A 17,635-nucleotide genomic window follows, 5' to 3' on the forward strand; every position below is an offset into this window, starting at 1 on the left:
CGTGCGGCATGATGCGCCGATGCGTCCCGACGTCTTCGTGGTGTGGGCACACACCAGCCCCGGTTGGGACGCTTCGCGCACACAGGCGTGGCGGCAAACCGTGCTCGGGTTCACCGATCTGCTGAACCGTCACCTCGGTGTGGACGGTGATGTCGACCTGTACTACCAGCACGAGCCCGTTGTGTGGTCCGCGTTGTGCCAGCGGCGCATCGAGGAGGCGGACCGGATCGTGGCCGCGGTGTCACCGGGCTGGAAGCTGGCGTTCTCCCAGAACAACCCGCAGAGCCCCGGCGCCGAGTTCGAGTGCAGGCTCCTGCTCGAGTTGCTCGTGCACGAGCGCGAGGCGTTCGACCGGCGGGTGATTCCCGTCGTGCTGCCCGGCGCCACCAAGGCCGACATCCCGCTGGCCATGAGGAGCATGCAGCGCTTCGTGGTCGATCCCGGTGTGCCGGAGTCCGCGCTGGCGTTGAAGCACCTGCTGCACGGGCAGCCGATGTTCCCCAAACCCGCCGTGCGGGAACCGCGGTTCCGGGAACTCGCGCGGGCCGGTGATCCCAGGGTCGTCGCCGAACTGCTCAACACCACCGTCTGCCTGCCGGATCCCGGGCGGCCGGGCCTGGTCGCCACGGACGTGCACGGGCGCGAGAAGTCGGTGCTCGCGTTCACGGGTCTCGACCGGCTCATGGCTTACCGCGAACTCCGAGGTCTTCCCTGGGAAGGCCGGTGGCTCGAAGTCGAGGGTGCCGAGCTGCTGCCGCTCGTACGCCCACTCGAAGTGGGGGTTGTGGTCGACGCGGGTGCTCCGGTCGGCGAGACGGTGTTCGTCTCCGCGGCCGATATCCGCGTGCTGACCGGCTGAGTCGCCCTGTACCGTTCCACACCAAACTTTCCCAGCGGGAGGTGCCGTGAACGGGTTCACCGTCGACACCGCTGAGCTGCGCGCACTCGCCCCGCCGCTGCGCCGCGCGGCCGAGGACGTCACCGAGCTGGTTCGTCATCCGGACGGGTCTGCCGATCCTTCCCACGGCGAGCTGTTCGCCGCCCTGTCCCGGTTCCGGGATGCCGCAGAGCACGCGACAGGCGTGCTGACGCGCGACGTCGACGAGGCGGCGACCAGGCTGGTCGACACCGCCCGGCACTACGAAGAGGTGGACTCCTTCCCGGCGTGAGCTTCTCCAGCGACTTCCACTCCCTCCGGAACGTCCAGGAGTGGCTGAAGCGGATGCGCGACGAGTGCGTGTCCGTGGCGTTCGCACATGCCAAGGCGACCGCGCCGGCGTGGACGGGTGCCGCGAGCACGGCGTTCGACGAGTACCGGCACCGGGCCCGGATGCGCTGGCTGGACGTCTCCGACGCGTTCGACAGCGCCCACGCCGCGGTGAAGACCTACCTGTACACGCACGACGAGGTCCGGGGCCTTCTCCAGCACGGTGACGGCACCCAGGCCGATCGGTTCTGGCAGCAGCTCGCCGACGAGGAACGGATCGCGGTCCGCGCGGTCGACCGAGCGGCGGAGGAGCTGCGCCAGGTCCGGTCCGAGCTGCCTGAACGGGCAGTGGCGGCCGTTCCGCGGCGTCGGCCTGTGGCGGACTTCATGACGTTGCCGCACCACGAGAGCTTGCTGACGACACCTTTGATCGCCGCTCGCTATCCGCATTGGCAGCGTCACGGCTGACGTTCAACAGCGTTGTGCCGATAAGCGTTGTAGTGAACGAAACGACCACGAAACGCGTGTAGGGACGGAGGTACAACGCAGTGATCATGTTAGAGGTTGCTGTGGCGTCAACCGCAGACCAATCACGCACCGTAGGCTGACAGGGCGCCTAGGCTGGGGGTGATCTCGGAAGGGGTGGTGTGAGTCGTGGGGCTCGCGGAGTCCTTGCTCACGTGGCTGCACGGCTTCGTGGGCGCGAGTGTCTGCCCCGGAGACTGGGTGTGGACCACCACGGCGCTCGGCGCGGTGCTCGGGTTGTTCCCCACGATCGCGGCGTTGCTGGCCATCGCCGTGCGACGGATCGTCGGCAACTCCTACGGCGCGGTGACGGGTGCTGTGTTCGCCGTGCTCGGTGTCGCCAGTTGCCTGGTGCTGCCGTGGCTGATCATGCGCGGCACGGTCAAGGGGCTGCAGCGGCGGACGATCGCCGGTTCCGGCTCGCTCGACGGATCCACCTGTTTCGGTCAGCTGCAGCAGGGTGACTATCTGGTGGACGGGACGCCGTCGATCGTCGGCGTGATCCGGCAGCCGATGGACCAGCCCGTGTTCCTGGTCGCCGCCGTCATCACCGTCGTGCTCGCGTTGCTCTGCTTGCTGTTCGTGATGCTGCAGGCCGGCTCGGCGTTCCGGCTCGGGCCGAACTGGCCGCGCCGCGTGTTCTGGCCGCCGTTCCTGGTGCTGCTCGCAGCCACTTCGGCACTCCCCGTGACACTGGTGGGCCATGTGCTGCTGGGCTTTCTGCCAATTGCGGTAATCGGCTCAATCGTCGTGCGGATTTTCGGGTTGACTACCGCCATGCTCAACCGCCCCGGCCGCGACCGGTCCCAGGACCGGAACTCGCAGAACCCGCCACCACCGCAGCCGGTGGCGCGCAACCCGCAGCAGCAGCCGCAGGTGCCCCAGAAGAAGGCACCGACCAAGCCGATCACGGCTGCTCAGCAGCAGCCGCCGCCGTACCAGCCGGCGCAGGTGCCGAAGTACCAACCGGCGCCGATGAACCGGCCGATGCGCCCGGTGAACCAGCCGCCGCCCCCGCCGCCGCAGAAGCAGTACCCGCCGACGCGCGTGGCCGACGTCCTGCCGCAACCCAAGCCTCCGCAGCCGTCCCAGCCGTCCCAGCCCGCGGTTCTCGCCGACACGCCGGGTCCGCTGCCGTTCGGTCCGGGTGCCGCGAACGCCGACGCGCCCGCGCCGGTGCAGAAGTCGGGCAAGGTCTGGAACCCCGGCAACGGGCGGTTCCGCCGCGTCCGGCAGCTCGGCGCCGGCGGCTTCGGCACGGTCTGGCTGGCCGTCGACGAGCAGCTCGACCGCACGGTCGCCGTGAAGCTCGCGCACGCCCCGGACAACGACACCGAGGCCCGCATGCTCCGCGAGGCCCGCGCGCTGGCCGCGGTCCGCCACCCGAACTGCGTGCGGGTGTTCGACATCGTCCAGGACCCGGACGGCCTGGCCCTCGTCATGGAGTACATCGAGGGCGCCTCGCTGTCCGAGACGGTGTTGAAGAACGGCCTGATCGACGACAAGCTCGCCGCCCGCCTGTGGCTGAACATGGCCGACGCGCTGGCCGCCGCCCACGACCGCGGTGTCCTGCACCGCGACGTGAAGCCGTCCAACGTGATCGTCGACGGCCAGGGCACCGCCCACCTGATCGACTTCGGCATCGCCCGCTCCAAGGGCGACAGCACCCTCACCGCCACCGGCATGATGGTCGGCACCCCGGACTTCCTCGCCCCGGAAACGGCGCGCGGCGAGGCAGCCTCCCCGGCGTCCGACTCGTGGCAGCTGGCCGCGACGGTCTCCTACGCGCTGACCGGCCACCCGCCGCGCGGCTCGCGGGAGAACCCGATCTCGTCGCTGATGGCCGCGGCCCAGGGCGAACCGATCACCAAGCTGCCGCAGAACAGCGCCCACGCGCGGCTGCTGCTGGCCGCGATGGACCCGGAACCGGGTCGGCGGCCGACGCTGGCTCAGGTGCGCGGGCAGCTGTCCGGCTTCCTCGACCAGCAGGGGATGAGCAAGGAGGGCCCGGTCACGCGGGTCATCAGCAAGCCGACGCCGCCTCCCACGAAGCACATGCCGATGTAGGCGATCCGGGTGAACGTTCGGTTCGGCCGTAACGGTGATTCACCGTTCAACGACCTAAGCCGTGGTTCACCCGGAAGCTTCGGCATCTCACGTGATGCCTCGCGAGGGGTGGTGAGGCGGTTTCCGCCGATCGCCTCACCACTTCACCCTCGCGCAGCAGGCCGCAACCGCTTGCGCAGCAGCACGAACAACCCTGCCGCGCCGGTCACCACGAGCCCGACGAGCCACACCGGCGCCGGCTCGTCAGCAGGCTCCTCCGAGACAGCGGCAGCAGGTGCGGGCGACGCCGACGGGATGCCCGCGAGTTTCTTGATCGGCGGCGCGATCTCCTTCCACGGCCAGGTCCCGTCGGAACCGAAGGCCACCTTGTCGGAGTCCGGTGGCTTGATCAGGAACGTGCCCGGCACGGCCAGCGTGCCCAGCGGGTGTTCCTGGAACATCCCCTGCACGCCGAACACCTGGTATTTGCCCTCCGGGAGGGCGAACGTCACGGCGTAGTGCGCGGGCTCGCCGAGCGAGACGCCCACGAACGTCCGCTCGTATCCGGTGTCGGACTTGAAGTGCAGGCCGGTCTTGCCGAGATCGCCGCCGACGAACGGGTGGGTGCCGTGCTGCAGCACCCAGTAGCCGACGGTGTGGGCGCGGACCGGCTCGACCGCCGACACCGGGTCGAGGTACGTGACAGCCCACCCGCCTGCCACCGCAGATGGCGCGCTGATCAGCAGGAAAGCGCATATCAAGGCCAGAATTCTCATGACGCGAATACACCGGGAACCAAGTCGTGGTTCCCGGTGTAGGAAGGGCATCACGGACGACGCGGTGGCACGGGCGATCGCAGGTGACCAGGCTGCTTATGGCGAGCTGGTCGCCCGGTACACCGCGCTCGCGCACCGGACGGCGTACCTGCTCGGGGCGGGTGCGGACGCCGGCGACGTGGTGCAGGAGGCGTTCGTGAAGGCGTACCGGAAGCTCGACACCTTCAGGAAGGACGCCGACTTCAAGCCCTGGCTGTTGAAGATCGTCGCCAACGAGACCAAGAACCTGCACCGCGGCAGACGGCGGCGCAACCTGATGGAGCTCAAGCTCGCCACCATCACCGAGACCGTCGACCACGACGACCCCGGCACGCTGGTCGACGACTCCCGCGCGAAGCTCCTGAAGGCCGTGCAGAGCCTGCCGGAGCACGACCGGCAGGTCGTCACGTGCCGGTACCTGCTGGACCTGAGCGAGGCCGAGACCGCGCAGACCCTCAACCTGGCCAAGGGAACCGTGAAGTCGCGGCTGTCCCGCGCGCTGGCCAAGCTGCGCCCGATGCTGGAGGAGGTGGCCCATGATCGATAAGCAGCTGGAGGCCGCCCTCCGCGACCTCAACGAGCGCATCCACGTGCCGGAACCGCCGGACATCACGGCAGCGGTCCTGACCCGGATCAACGCCCCGCGCCGCAAGAACCGTTGGTTGCAGGCACTAATTGGAGCGCTAACAGCTTTCGCCATCGCCTTCGCGGTGTCCCCGGCGGTGCGGGCGGGCGTCCAGAACCTTCTGGAGTTCGCCGGCGTCGAGTTCCGCACCGAAGCCCCGCAGAATGTCGCGCCTCCGCTGCCCAGCCAGGAGGTCTCGCTCGACGAAGCACGGAAGCAGATGCCGTTCGAAATCCATCTGCCGAAGGAACTCGGGCAACCCGACAAGATCACCGTCCACGAAGGACGGTTCGTCACGCTGCACTACGGGAACCTGAGGCTCGACCAGTTCGACGGCACCATCCGGTCCGCGATCGGCAAGCTCATCCACGGCGAGGGCGTCGAGCAGGTCGGCGACAAGGTCTGGATCCCGTCCCCGCACCGGATCTTCTACATCGACCGCAACGGCGAGTGGCGCAACGCGGGTCCGCACGGCACCGCCGGCCAAACCCTGGTCTGGCAACGGGATCAGGTCACCATGCGACTCGAAGGCGACCTGACCAAGGAACGAGCCCTGAAGATCAGCGAGAGCTAACCGATCGCGCGAGCGATCATCGGCGTCAAAGTCCGGCTGTAGTCCTTGTTCATGTGGTCACCGTCGTAGTAGACGACCACGTTGCCGATCACCGCGTAGCAGAGCTTCGAGTCGCAGAAGTAGTCCGTCAGGTCGATCAACGACACCTTCGGGTTCTTCGTCGACTTCGCGACCTCGGTCAGCGGATCCAACGGCTGAGCCTCGCCACGATCGACCGCGCACTCCAGCGGTGCCGTGGGGTTCAGCGTCACGCAGTCGGTCGAGCGCGCGTCGCGGTTCAGCGGCGGGTCGGCCATCACGATCACGCGAGCGCCGGCGTCGGTCCACTTCTTCCAGCGCGGTTCGAGACCGTCGCGGTACTGGTCGGTCTGGCTGCGGCCGCTGCCGTCGTCGATGGCTTCCTTGCGGGCGAAGAACGACGTGAACACCATCGCCGGCTTGTCCTTGGCGATCACGTCCGTCATCTTCGCGGTCCAGTCCGTGCAGCGCTTGACCTCGGTGTCGGAACCCTTGCCGCGGTAGCCGACGAACTCGACGTCCGCGAACGGGCAGCCGCCCAGCGACGCAATGTTGATCTTCCACTTGCGTTCGCGGGCCAGGTCGAGCATCGGCGGGATCCACTGCTCGGAGTGCGAGTCGCCGATCAGCCAGACGTTCGTCGCCGACGCGTCACCGCCGCTGTAGTCGCAGATGCGCGTCGTCGGCCGGTCCCCGGCCATGTTCTCCTTGGAGAGCCAGGTGCAGGTCTGCGGGACCTGCCAGTACTCGTTCGCGGGCCCCATCGCGACGACGGGAGCCGGACCGAACGGCTCGGCGCACTTGTTCTCCGGGACCATCGCCCCGGCGCCGTTGCACGGGTTGGTGCCCTGCGCGGCGGCGTTCGCCTCGGCGGTGGCGGCGTGGCGGTTGTAGCTCCACTGCAGTCCGCCCGCGAGCACCTCGACGACGAACAGGCCGATGATCATGGCGGTGAACGTCGCCCTGGTGTTGCGGGCCAGCAGCGGCCACGTGCGCCCGCGGTCCTCGACGTACATCTTGGTGAGCCACGCGAGCGCGAAAGACAGGCCCAGCAACCAGAGCAGCCACGGCGTGGTCAGCTTGCCCGCGTCCAGAGCGCCACTCAGAGCGAACGGCCCGAGCAGCACGACCGGCCAGTGCCACAGGTAGAGCGAGTAGCTGATGTTGCCGATGAACTGCACGGGCGCAGAAGCCGTCACGACCGTGTGGAACTGACGCCCAGGACGCAAGCCGGAGACGATCACCAGGGCCGTGCCGAGCGTGGGCAGCAGCGCGAGGTAGCCGGGGAACGGCGTCTCGTGGCCGTAGACGAACGCGGCCACCAGGATCATCACGAAGCCGAGACCGGCCGCCACCTCGGCGCCCACCCGGGGCAGCACGAGCTTCGACGCGGCCAGCGCGACAGCGGCACCGATCGCGAACTCCCACACCCGGACCGGGGTGATGAAGTACGCCTCGCTCGGCGAAACGATCGTGTAGTAGACGCTGAACGCCAGCGACAGCACGCCCAGCACCGCGACGCCGGGCATGAGGAACTTCCGGCCGCCGATCTTGACCAGCGCGATCAGCAGCAGCGGCCAGAACAGGTAGAACTGCTCCTCCACCGACAGCGACCAGTAGTGCTGGACCAGGCTCGCCGCCTCGTTCTGCGCCGAGTAGTTCACCGACTTGGCCGCGAGCAGCCAGTTCTCCCAGTAGAACGCGGCGGCGAACGACTCCCACGCGTTGGCTTCCCAGCGCGGGTACGGCAGCAGGAACCACGCCGCCACGATGCTGACGATCAGCACGAGGAACGCCGCCGGCAGCAACCGGCGGATGCGGCGGGCGTAGAACATGCCCAGCCGCACCTTGCCCGTGCGCACGATCTCGCGGTCGAGGTGTGAGGTGATCAGGAAGCCGGAGATGACGAAGAAGACGTCGACACCGACGTAGCCGCCCGTCATCACGTTCGGCCAGAAATGGTTCACCACCACGGCGAGCACCGCGATCGCCCGCAGCGCCTGCACGTCCGTCCGGAAGCCCGGCGACGACGGCCGCCTGCCCCTGCCGGGCGGGCGGCTGTCCTGCTCGGGGCGTGACTGAACGGTGGTGGTCATGCGGCTGTGGATCCCCCTTTTCGAGGGAGGATCTTAACTCATTGTCCCAGGTGGGAAAGGCGTTGTGAGAATTCTCCGCAACACGGGGATCACCGCCAGCTGGGCAACCAGAGCTGTTGTTGCCACATCTCCGGCGTGATCGGATTGCCGTTCAAGATCGGCCACAGCCACACGAAGTTCGCCACCACGATGCCCACGTACAGGGCCACGACCAGCAGTCCGGTACCGCGGCGTTCCGATCCGGCGGTGCTGCGACCCAGGATCTCGCCCAGCGCCAGCACGATCATCAACACCAGGAACGGCGCCATGGGTGTGACGTAGAAGAAGTACATCTGCCGGTCGAGGTTGAGGAACCACGGCAGCAGGCCCGCCATGTACGCGACGAGCACGCCGGCGTAGCGCCAGTCCATCCGGCCGATCGAGCGCCAGACCGCCCAGCCGATCACCGGGAACGCCAGCCACCACATCGCGGGGGTGCCGATCAGCATGATCGCGCCGAGGCACGACGCGGCGCCGCAGCCCACGGCGCTGCTCTCGTAGTAGTAGAGCATCGGACGCAGGCCCATCGGCCACGTCCACGGCTTCGACTCCCACGGGTGCCGGTTGGTGTCCGAGGTGACCAGCTCGACGTGGAACTTGTAGACGTTCTTCGCGTTGTACCAAAGCGACTGCAGGACGTCCGGGATGTACGCGACGTCCTTGACCTTGCCGCCGACGACGTGCCGGTCGATGCCGGTCTCGCTGGCCATCCACGGGAACCAGGTCACGAGGTACACCAGCACGGGGATCGCGACCAGGCCGCCCAGCGACGGCAGGACGTCCTTCACGATCGAGCCCAGCCACGGCTCCTCGACACCGGCCGCCCGCCGCGCCAGCGCGCTCCACACGACCGTGAGCAGGCCGAACGCGGCGATGTACCAGATGCCCGACCACTTGATGCCGCACGCCATACCGAGCATCACGCCCGCACCGAAGCGCCACCAGCGGAAGCCCAGCCACGGCCCGAACGGCGAGTTGTTGATGAAGCCCTCGCGCACGGCCACCGCGAGTCGTTCGCGCACTTGTTCGCGGTCGACGACGAGACAGCCGAACGCGGCGACGACGAACAACGCCAGGAAGATGTCGAGCATGCCCATCCGCGACTGGACGTGCGAGACGCCGTCCGCGATGAGCAGCACACCGGCCAGCGCGCCGAGCAGGTCCGAGCGGGTCAGCCGGCGGGCGATCCGGACGATCAGCAGGATCGTGATCGCACCGGCCAGCGCGGAGGCGAACCGCCAGCCGAGGCCGTCGTAGCCGAAGAGGTCCTGCCCGAACGCCATCAGCTGCTTGGCGAGCGGCGGGTGGACGATCAGCTCGTAGCCGGGGTTGTCCTCGTAGCCGCCGTTGCGCAGCACCTGTGCCGACTGCGGCACGTAGTGCTTCTCGTCGAAGATCGGCGTGCCCTTGTCCGTCGGGAACCCGAGGTTCCAGAACCGGACGACAGCGCCGATCAGCGTCACGGTGATGGTGACGAGCCACCCGCGCATGCGGTCTCCGGACGGAGGCGGGTCGAGCGAAACCGCACGATCCGTGCGCGGCTCTTCGACGACGACGGGCGCCTCTCCTGGCTGCACGAGGACTGTCACGACGCCGATCGTAGGGTGAACGGTGTGAGTCCTGTATCCGGTTCCGGCCGTCTGGTCCTGGCCGCCACCCCTCTCGGGGACATTCGCGACGCTTCTCCGCGCCTGGTCGAGGCGCTGGAGACAGCGGACGTGATCGCCGCGGAGGACACCCGGCGGTTGCACAGTCTGGCCAACGCGCTGCAGGTCAAACCGTCCGGAAGGGTGATCAGCTTCTACGACCAGGTCGAGACCGCCCGGCTGCCGGGGCTGATCGAGTCGCTGCAGAACGGCGAGACCGTGCTGCTCGTGACCGACGCCGGGATGCCGTCCGTGTCCGATCCCGGTTACCGGCTCGTGGCCGCGTGCGTCGAGCAGGACCTGAAGGTCACCTGCCTGCCCGGCCCCTCCGCCGTGACGACCGCTCTCGCCGTGTCCGGCCTGCCCAGCGACAGGTTCGCGTTCGACGGCTTCCCGCCGCGCAAGTCCGGTGAGCGCAAGCGCTGGCTCGCACCTTTGGCCACGGAACAGCGCACGGTGGTCTTCTTCGAGGCGCCGCACCGGCTCGCGGACACGCTCGCGGACGCGGTCGAGGTGCTCGGGCCGGATCGTGCCGCTGCTGTGTGCCGCGAGCTCACCAAGAAGTACGAAGAGGTCGTGCGCGGGTCATTGGCAGAACTCGCCGCGTGGGCCGTGGAAGGCGCACGCGGCGAGATCACCGTGGTGCTCGGTCCGGCGCCGGTCCAGGACACGCCGGACATCGACACGCTGGTGGCCGAGGTCAGGCAACGCGTCGCCGACGGGGAACGGATGAAGTCGGCCGCCGCCGAGGTGGCGGAGGCGGCCGGCGTCAGCAAGAAGGCCCTGTACGACGCGGCGATCAAATCAAGCTGACCCAGCTGCCATGAGGGTGACCTTCATGGACCTCAGGTCCATGAAGGTCACCCTCATGGCATTTCCGGCGGGCGTCAGGCGGACTCGCGGTTGAACGTGCGCACGCCGTAGAACACGCCGACCAGCACCAACGCCGACACGGAGATCAGGCCGAGCATCATCGAGCCGGGGTTGAAGATCGACCGCTCGGCGTCCACGACGTGCGCCAGCGGGTTGATCCGAGACAGCCAGTAGAGCNCCGGCGGGCGTCAGGCGGACTCGCGGTTGAACGTGCGCACGCCGTAGAACACGCCGACCAGCACCAACGCCGACACGGAGATCAGGCCGAGCATCATCGAGCCGGGGTTGAAGATCGACCGCTCGGCGTCCACGACGTGCGCCAGCGGGTTGATCCGAGACAGCCAGTAGAGCCACTGCGGCCCGTTCGACATCGGCAGCAGCACGCCCGAGAGCAGCATCAACGGCACGATGGTCGACGACAGCACGGAAGCGAAGACGTACTCCAGCTTCACCTTCAGCGCGATCGCGTACGAGACCGATCCGATCGCGACGCCCAGCAACGCCACCAGCCCGAGCCCGAGCAGGATCTCGCCGGCCGACGCGCGGAACCCGAACAGCATCGCCGCGAGCATGATCAGCAGGCCCTGCACGACCAGCAGGACCACGTCCTTGCCGACCCGCCCGACGAGCAGCGCGACCCGGCTGACCGGGGAGACCCGCAGCCGTTCCATCACGCCCGTTCGCACCTCGGGCAGCAGCGAGAAGCCCGCGTAGGCCGTGCCGAACAACGCCATCTGCACCAGCAGGCCCGGCACGAACCACTGCCAGCCGGTGTCGCCGAGCAGCGGTCCGAACAGGCCGAGGTAGAGCAACGGCTGGGCGAGCCCGAACACGACGGCGACGGGGTTGCGCACCACCGGCAGCATCACGCGGGCGAACACGAGCCAGGTGTCACGCAGCATTTGCGTCCTCCCGCAGAGAGCGGCCGGTCATGGTCAGGAAGACGTCGTCCAGCGTCGGCCGGTGGACCTGCACGGAGTGCAGCTCGACGCCGATGGCGTCGAGGTCCTTGAGCAGCTGGGGCAGCGCGCGGTCGCCGTTCGGGATGCGGAAGCTGACCTTCTCGCCGTCCACGACCGCGTTCTCGAACTTGGTGGCGACGATCGCGGCCTGCGGCGTGCCGAGCACCACCAGGTCACCGGACACGCGGTGTTTGAGCTCGTCCGGGGAGCCCTCACCCACGATCGCGCCGTGGTCGATCACCAGCAGCCGGTCGCTGAGGAAGTCGGCTTCGTCCAGGTAGTGCGTGGTCAGGAAGACCGTGACACCGTCGGCCTTGAGCTGCTTGATGTGGTCCCACAGGTTGCGGCGGCTCTGCGGGTCGAGCGCGGTGGACGGTTCGTCCAGGAACAGCAGGCGCGGGTCGTGCAGCATGCCCATCGCGATGTCGAGCCGGCGCTGCTGGCCGCCGGAGAGCGTGATGATCACCCGCTTCTCCATGCCCTGCAGGTCGAACCGTTCGAGCAGGTCGGCAGCCTTGCGGCGGGCCTCGCTCCTGGAGAGGCCGTAGAACCGGGCCTGGAACTCCAGCTCGTCACCTACGCGCTGGTCGACGCCCCCGCCGTTCTTCTGGCCCACGTACCCGATGTTCTTGCGCACGCCGGCCGGATCGGTCAGCAGGTCGCGCCCGGCGATGATCGCCTCGCCCGCGGTCGGTTGCAGCAGCGTCGTGAGCATGCGCAACGTCGTGGACTTGCCGGCCCCGTTCGGGCCGAGGAACCCGACGAGCTCCCCCTCGGCAACGTCGATGTCGACCCCGCGAACCGCGTCCACGGGCCCGAACTTCGTCGTGAACCGGCGCGCGAGGCCGCGTGCCTTGATCATGACTGAATCCCCTCTAGTCAACTTTGACTAGAGGCTAGCGGGGGCTAATCAAGTTTGACTAGTCCCTCAGCTCGTACTCACCGGCCTCTAGGCGTTCGATCAGTTCCTGAGTCCAGCGCACCTGGCCTTCGAGGTGGGCGAGCCACAGTCGAAACAGCTCGCTGACGTGCGCGGGCTTGCCCATCTCCGGCATCGAGGTGATGCCGTGCTTCGTCGGCGCCAGCTGCCCTTCAAGCCCCGCCAGCCGGTTCTTGAGGAAGGTGACCGCCTGCCTGCGGGGTACGAGGTTGATCATCGCCACGCCCGCGGAGAGCACGTCGGGAGCCGCGGTCGCGTCGGCCAGCGCGTGGCCGAGCAGGTCCTGCAGCTCCCGCTCACCGGCTTCGGTGATCTTGTACGTGGTGCGGGCGGGTCCCTCCTCGGACTCCGCGGTGCCGACCGGCTCCAGCAAGCCGTCCTTGGCCAGCGTCTTCAGCGCGTGGTAGATCGAGCCGGGCTGCACGTTCGCCCACCTGTCCGCAGACCACGACTGCAGCTCGCGGCGCACCACGTAACCGTGTGCCTCGCCGACGAGCCTGACCACGCCGAGCACCAGCATCCTGGTCGCGGACAAACCGACCTCCCACTCGGTGAAAACCCCCTGGCACGGCCTCCGTAGGCTATGCGTATGAGTGCCTCCGTACTGACCGCGGTGGCCTGGCCTTACGCCAATGGCCCCCGGCACATCGGTCATGTCTCCGGTTTCGGTGTCCCGTCCGACGTCTTCTCCCGCTACATGCGAATGTCCGGACACCGGGTGCTCATGGTCAGCGGCACGGACGAGCACGGCACACCCATCCAGGTGCAGGCCGAGAAGGAAGGGCTCACCGCCCGCGAGCTCGCCGACAAGTACAACCGCGTCATCGCCAACGACCTGCAGGGCCTCGGCCTCTCCTACGACCTCTTCACCCGCACCACCACCGGCAACCACTACCAGGTGGTGCAGGACCTGTTCACCGCGTTGTGGCGCAACGGGTACGTGATCCCGAAGACGGAGATGGGCGCGATCAGCCCGTCGACCGGCCGGACGCTGCCCGACCGCTACATCGAGGGCACCTGCCCGCACTGCGGCTACGACGGCGCGCGCGGTGACCAGTGCGACAACTGCGGCAACCAGCTGGACCCGTCCGAGCTGATCAATCCTCGCTCGAAGATCAACGGCGAGGTGCCGAAGTTCGTCGAGACCGAGCACCTGTTCCTCGACCTGCCCTCGTTCATCGAGTCGCTGGGCTCGTGGATGGGCACGCGGGCCGACTGGCGTCCCAACGTGCTCAACTTCTCGCAGAACCTGATCAAGGACCTGCGGCCGCGTGCGATCACCCGTGACCTCGACTGGGGTGTGCCGATCCCGCTCGACGGGTGGAGCGACCAGCCGATGAAGCGGTTCTACGTGTGGTTCGACGCGGTCATCGGGTACTTGAGCGCCTCCGTTGAGTGGGCACGGCGTTCCGGTGACCCGGATGCCTGGAAGGAGTTCTGGACGGGTGACGCCCAGGGCTACTACTTCATGGGCAAGGACAACATCGTCTTCCACTCGCTGATCTGGCCGTCGTTGCTGCTGGGCCAGAACGGTGCGGGGGACAAGGGCGGCGAGCCCGGCCGGTTCGGCACGCTGAACCTGCCGACCGAGGTCGTGTCGTCGGAGTTCCTGACGATGAGCGGCTCGAAGTTCTCGACGTCGCGCGGCACGGTCATCTACGTGACGGACTTCCTGAAGGAGTTCGGGCCGGACGCGCTGCGGTACTTCATCTCCGTGGCGGGTCCCGAGAACCAGGACACCGACTTCACCTGGGAGGAGTTCGTCCGGCGGACGAACTTCGAGCTGGCGAACGAGTGGGGCAACCTGGTCAACCGCTCGGTCTCGATGGCGCACAAGAACGTCGGCGCGATCCCGAAGGCCACGGCGCTGACTCCTGCCGACCACGAGCTGCTGGCGCAGTCGAAGGCGGCGTTCGACACGGTCGGCGCGCACCTGCGCCGCTCGCGGTTCAAGCAGGCGTCGGGCGAGGCCATGAGGGTCATCTCGGCGGCGAACAAGTACCTGTCGGACCAGGAGCCGTGGAAGCTCAAGGACGACCCGGACCGTCGCGACTCGGTGCTGCACACCGCGTTGCAGGTCGTGCAGGACGCGAACACGCTCATGACGCCGTTCCTGCCGCACTCGGCGCAGAAGGTGCACGAGGCGCTGGGTGGCACGGGCGTGTGGGCGGCTCAGCCGGCTCTGACCGAGGTCGACGACCTGGACGTGCCTGACCGCTCGTACCCGGTGCTGACCGGTGACTACGCCGGTGAGCAGGCTCGCTGGGAGTCGACCCCGCTGGAGGTCGGCCGGCCGTTGCAGAAGCCGTCGCCGCTGTTCGCGAAGCTCGACCCGGAGCTGGGCGAGACCGGGCCCGAGTGGGCTCCGATCGTCAAGTGACGGAGAAGCGTGAACGACCGCCGGTGCCGGAAGCTCTTCCGGCACCGGTGATCGACGCTCACACGCATCTCGACGCGTGTGGCGCTGTTGATGCCGCTGGTGTGGCCGAGCTGCTGGACCGGGCCGAGGCCGCCGGTGTCTCGCACGTGATCACCGTGGCGGACGACCTGAAGGCCGCTCAGTGGGCCGCCGAGGCGTCCACTTGGGACCTGCGGGTCTACGCGGCGGTGGCCGTCCACCCGACGCGCACCTCCACGTTCGGCGACGCGGAGAAGGCGGAGCTGGAGCGGCTCGCTGCTTTTGACCGCGTCGTCGCGATCGGCGAGACCGGTCTCGACTACTACTGGGACTACTCGCCACCGGCCGCCCAGCACGAGGCTTTCCGTTGGCACATCGACCTTTCCAAGCGCGTCGGGAAGCCGTTGATGATCCACGACCGGGACGCGCACGAGGACATCCTGAAGGTGTTGGACGCGGAGGGCGCGCCGTCCACTGTGGTCTTCCACTGCTTCTCCGGCGACGCGGACTTCGCCCGGCGGTGCGTCGACGCGGGGTACGTGCTGTCGTTCGCGGGCCCGGTGACGTTCAAGAACGCCCGCGCGCTCCGGGAGGCGGCGGTGCTGGTGCCGCCGGATCAGCTCCTCGTGGAGACGGACGCGCCCTTCCTGACCCCGCATCCGTACCGCGGTAGGCCAAATGAACCCTATTGCGTGAATTACACAGTTCGGGATCTCGCCACTCTCCGTGGCGAAGATCTTTCTGAACTCTGTGCGCAGGTCACCCGTAATGCTCAACGAGTGTTCGGGCTTGACTACTGAGATGCGACCTAAGACGAACGGAGCAAAGGCTTCCTACCTCCATGGGGTGACTGAAGTCACAACATCCGTGGGGGTGTTTGCGCAACGTCGGCGACCCCGTTACTGTCCCGTGACCGTGCCACCGATGCCGACCCAGTCGGTTCGGAGCACGCCCGCAGTCGGGGCGGGACCGAAGCCAGAAGCGCGAAGACGCGAGACCACGTAGGAGGAGTTGCCGGGAACCTTCGAGCTCAACCCTCGAATGATCTTGTCAACGCCAACTGTGCGGTGGCCTCGAGCTTCCGCAATGGAGGTATCGACCCTTGTCTGGAAGCGACAGAACTGCCGCTCCGTACGACTTCAACGACGACACCGACTGGTTCACGCCGGTCGGGAACACCGCGGTAGGTGTCGTTGATCCCCACCCGAGCTTCCCCGCCGGTGCGCTGAGCATCTCGCCCGCGGACGTGCTCGAGGTGCTCGGACCGGACGCCGACGAGCTCCTCGCCACGGCGAACGTCGACGTCGACGAGCTGATCCGTCTCATCAACGCCGAGACGACGATCATGCCGCCCCTCGTCCTCCCGTCGGAGGAAGAGGAGCAGAAGGACCCCCAGCTCCTCGTCACGGCCGTCTCGTCCTGGAAGCGCCGCTTCCTCAAGGGCGCGGTAGCCGCGGTGCTGGTGTCCATCTCGGGCGGTGGCGTCACGGCCATGGCGATGGACAAGTCCGTCGCGGTCGACATCGACGGCGCCACCTCGACCGTCCACTCGTACGAGGGCACGGTCGGCGAGGTCCTGGCGGAGGAAGGCATCGTCGTCGGTGAGCACGACGCCCTGTCCCCGTCGCTGAACGCCCCGATCTCCGACGGCGGCAAGATCACCCTCGACCGCGGCCGCCTGCTCAAGATGAGCGTCGACGGCCAGGCCCGCGAGGACTGGGTCCGCTCCGTCACCGTCGAGGAGGCCGCCAAGCAGCTCGGCGTCCCCACCGACGGCGCGTGGTTCTCCGCACCGGGTTCGCAGGACGTGCCGCTGCAGGGCATGAACCTCGAAGTCAAGACCCGCAAGAACATCAAGCTGTTCGACGGCGCCAACGCCCCGCGTGAGATCCAGACCACCGCGGTCACCGTCGACGAGCTCCTGAAGAACGAGAACCTCTCCCTCGGCCCCGAGGACGCCGTCGCGAACGGCACCGAGGTCAAGCTCGCCACCGGCGCCGAGGTCTACATCTCCCGCACCGGCGTCACGGTCATCAACGTGAACGAGCCGGTCGCCCCGCCGGTCGAGAAGACCAACGACCCGAACATGAACCAGGGTCAGCAGAAGGTCACCGACCCGGGCGAGGCCGGCGAGCAGATCAGCACGTACCGCGTGACGGTGAAGAACGGCAAGGAGATCTCCCGCGAAAAGATCGGCGGGAAGGTCACCAAGGAGCCGAAGCCCAAGAAGATCACCGTGGGCACCAAGCCCCTCCCCGACGGCGCGGTCTGGGACGCCCTCGCCAAGTGCGAGGCAGGCGGCAACTGGGCCATCAACACCGGCAACGGCTTCTACGGCGGCCTGCAGTTCATGAAGTCCACCTGGGACGCGAACGGCGGCAGCGTCTACGCGGCCTACCCGCACCAGGCAACGCGTGAGCAGCAGATCGCCATCGCGACCAAGGTCCGCGACAACCGCGGCGGCTCCTACGCCGCATGGCCGGGCTGCCGCGCGAAGCTGGGCCTGCCGTAAACCCGCACCAACCGCATTCGCTTTGCACGACGAGGCCGCTCCTGGTTCGCCAGGGGCGGCCTTCGCCGTACAGGGCCGAGACCTGGGGCCTGGGCAGGCCAAGCGGGGGCAATCACCCCTCTGTCGAACGGCTGCACAGGCGTGTCGACACCCCGGCTGGCAGCCAACGCCAGGGGTGATGCGAAGCGAGCCCGAAATCACCCATGCGCGCTGGGCGACGGCGCAGCCGAGCGGTCCTTCCGCCAGTGGCGAAGCGAAGCGAGCCGGACAGGCCTGCTGCCGCGCAGGGCAAAGCCGAAGGCGAGCCACCGCCCTTCCGCAACCGCGAAGGCGAAGACATCCCAGTTGCTGGGGGTGTC

Annotated in this window: 17 protein-coding genes; 10 read left to right on the plus strand and 7 right to left on the minus strand. The window is 68.1% G+C overall.

Annotated features, from left to right (window positions below):
* Window positions 1-19 precede the first annotated feature (19 nt).
* The 4 genes from LFM09_RS44470 to LFM09_RS44485 all read left to right on the plus strand — a co-directional run bounded on the left by LFM09_RS44470 (window position 20) and on the right by LFM09_RS44485 (window position 3,799).
* Window positions 20-859 (plus strand): hypothetical protein, encoded by an 840-nt coding sequence (locus LFM09_RS44470; RefSeq protein ID WP_414102670.1) that lies wholly within the window; start codon window positions 20-22, stop codon window positions 857-859.
* A 46-nt stretch (window positions 860-905) separates the two neighbouring features.
* Window positions 906-1,169, plus strand: coding sequence for a type VII secretion target (locus tag LFM09_RS44475; protein ID WP_414102671.1), 264 nt, complete (start codon window positions 906-908; stop codon window positions 1,167-1,169).
* Window positions 1,166-1,675 (plus strand): hypothetical protein, encoded by a 510-nt coding sequence (locus LFM09_RS44480; protein ID WP_414102672.1) that lies wholly within the window; start codon window positions 1,166-1,168, stop codon window positions 1,673-1,675. The genes LFM09_RS44475 and LFM09_RS44480 overlap by 4 nt, the downstream gene beginning before the upstream one ends.
* A gap of 186 nt (window positions 1,676-1,861) precedes the next feature.
* Window positions 1,862-3,799, plus strand: coding sequence for a serine/threonine-protein kinase (locus tag LFM09_RS44485; protein ID WP_414102673.1), 1,938 nt, complete (start codon window positions 1,862-1,864; stop codon window positions 3,797-3,799).
* Between the two features lie 143 nt (window positions 3,800-3,942).
* Here the strand turns inward: LFM09_RS44485 and LFM09_RS44490 are convergent, their stop codons facing one another.
* Complete coding sequence (locus LFM09_RS44490; RefSeq protein WP_414102674.1) at window positions 3,943-4,554, minus strand: hypothetical protein; 612 nt, start codon at window positions 4,552-4,554, stop codon at window positions 3,943-3,945.
* 64 nt (window positions 4,555-4,618) lie between these two features.
* On the opposite strand from LFM09_RS44490, the gene LFM09_RS44495 reads away from it, so the two are divergent.
* Window positions 4,619-5,140, plus strand: coding sequence for an RNA polymerase sigma factor (locus LFM09_RS44495; RefSeq protein WP_414102675.1), 522 nt, complete (start codon window positions 4,619-4,621; stop codon window positions 5,138-5,140).
* Window positions 5,130-5,792, plus strand: coding sequence for a hypothetical protein (locus LFM09_RS44500; RefSeq protein ID WP_414102676.1), 663 nt, complete (start codon window positions 5,130-5,132; stop codon window positions 5,790-5,792). Before LFM09_RS44495 ends, LFM09_RS44500 begins: the two co-directional genes overlap by 11 nt.
* Here the strand turns inward: LFM09_RS44500 and LFM09_RS44505 are convergent.
* A complete protein-coding gene (locus tag LFM09_RS44505) occupies window positions 5,789-7,906 on the minus strand; it encodes an acyltransferase family protein (protein WP_414102677.1) in 2,118 nt (705 codons plus the stop codon). The two genes, LFM09_RS44500 and LFM09_RS44505, sit on opposite strands and share 4 nt — an antisense overlap.
* 89 nt (window positions 7,907-7,995) lie before the next feature.
* Window positions 7,996-9,534 carry a dolichyl-phosphate-mannose--protein mannosyltransferase gene (locus LFM09_RS44510; protein ID WP_414102678.1) on the minus strand — a complete coding sequence of 513 codons (1,539 nt, stop codon included), beginning with the start codon at window positions 9,532-9,534 and terminating at the stop codon, window positions 7,996-7,998.
* Between the two features lie 24 nt (window positions 9,535-9,558).
* On the opposite strand from LFM09_RS44510, the gene rsmI reads away from it, so the two are divergent.
* Window positions 9,559-10,404, plus strand: a complete 846-nt coding sequence (gene rsmI, locus LFM09_RS44515; RefSeq protein ID WP_414102679.1) for a 16S rRNA (cytidine(1402)-2'-O)-methyltransferase — start codon at window positions 9,559-9,561, stop codon at window positions 10,402-10,404.
* A gap of 74 nt (window positions 10,405-10,478) precedes the next feature.
* On the opposite strand, the gene LFM09_RS44520 is transcribed toward rsmI, so the two are convergent.
* The 4 genes from LFM09_RS44520 to LFM09_RS44535 all read right to left on the minus strand — a co-directional run bounded on the left by LFM09_RS44520 (window position 10,479) and on the right by LFM09_RS44535 (window position 12,901).
* On the minus strand, window positions 10,479-10,601 hold the full coding sequence (locus LFM09_RS44520) for a hypothetical protein (protein WP_414102680.1): 123 nt from the start codon (window positions 10,599-10,601) through the stop codon (window positions 10,479-10,481).
* A gap of 51 nt (window positions 10,602-10,652) precedes the next feature.
* Window positions 10,653-11,366: an ABC transporter permease gene (locus tag LFM09_RS44525; RefSeq protein ID WP_414102681.1), complete on the minus strand. Its 714-nt coding sequence runs from the start codon at window positions 11,364-11,366 to the stop codon at window positions 10,653-10,655.
* Complete coding sequence (locus tag LFM09_RS44530; RefSeq protein WP_414102682.1) at window positions 11,356-12,288, minus strand: ATP-binding cassette domain-containing protein; 933 nt, start codon at window positions 12,286-12,288, stop codon at window positions 11,356-11,358. Before LFM09_RS44530 ends, LFM09_RS44525 begins: the two co-directional genes overlap by 11 nt.
* Before the next feature lie 58 nt (window positions 12,289-12,346).
* Window positions 12,347-12,901 (minus strand): PadR family transcriptional regulator, encoded by a 555-nt coding sequence (locus LFM09_RS44535; RefSeq protein ID WP_414102683.1) that lies wholly within the window; start codon window positions 12,899-12,901, stop codon window positions 12,347-12,349.
* A 54-nt stretch (window positions 12,902-12,955) separates the two neighbouring features.
* Between LFM09_RS44535 and metG the strand changes: the two genes are divergently transcribed.
* The 3 genes from metG to LFM09_RS44550 all read left to right on the plus strand — a co-directional run bounded on the left by metG (window position 12,956) and on the right by LFM09_RS44550 (window position 17,276).
* On the plus strand, window positions 12,956-14,746 hold the full coding sequence (gene metG, locus LFM09_RS44540; protein WP_414102684.1) for a methionine--tRNA ligase: 1,791 nt from the start codon (window positions 12,956-12,958) through the stop codon (window positions 14,744-14,746).
* The gene (locus LFM09_RS44545) at window positions 14,743-15,564 is read left to right on the plus strand and encodes a TatD family hydrolase (protein ID WP_414102685.1); all 822 of its coding nucleotides are present in this window, start codon (window positions 14,743-14,745) and stop codon (window positions 15,562-15,564) included. Before metG ends, LFM09_RS44545 begins: the two co-directional genes overlap by 4 nt.
* A gap of 302 nt (window positions 15,565-15,866) precedes the next feature.
* Window positions 15,867-17,276: a transglycosylase family protein gene (locus LFM09_RS44550; protein ID WP_414102686.1), complete on the plus strand. Its 1,410-nt coding sequence runs from the start codon at window positions 15,867-15,869 to the stop codon at window positions 17,274-17,276.
* Window positions 17,277-17,635 lie beyond the last annotated feature (359 nt).

The sequence above is a fragment of the Lentzea alba genome (genome assembly GCF_047445655.1).
Classification (GTDB): domain Bacteria; phylum Actinomycetota; class Actinomycetes; order Mycobacteriales; family Pseudonocardiaceae; genus Lentzea; species Lentzea alba_A.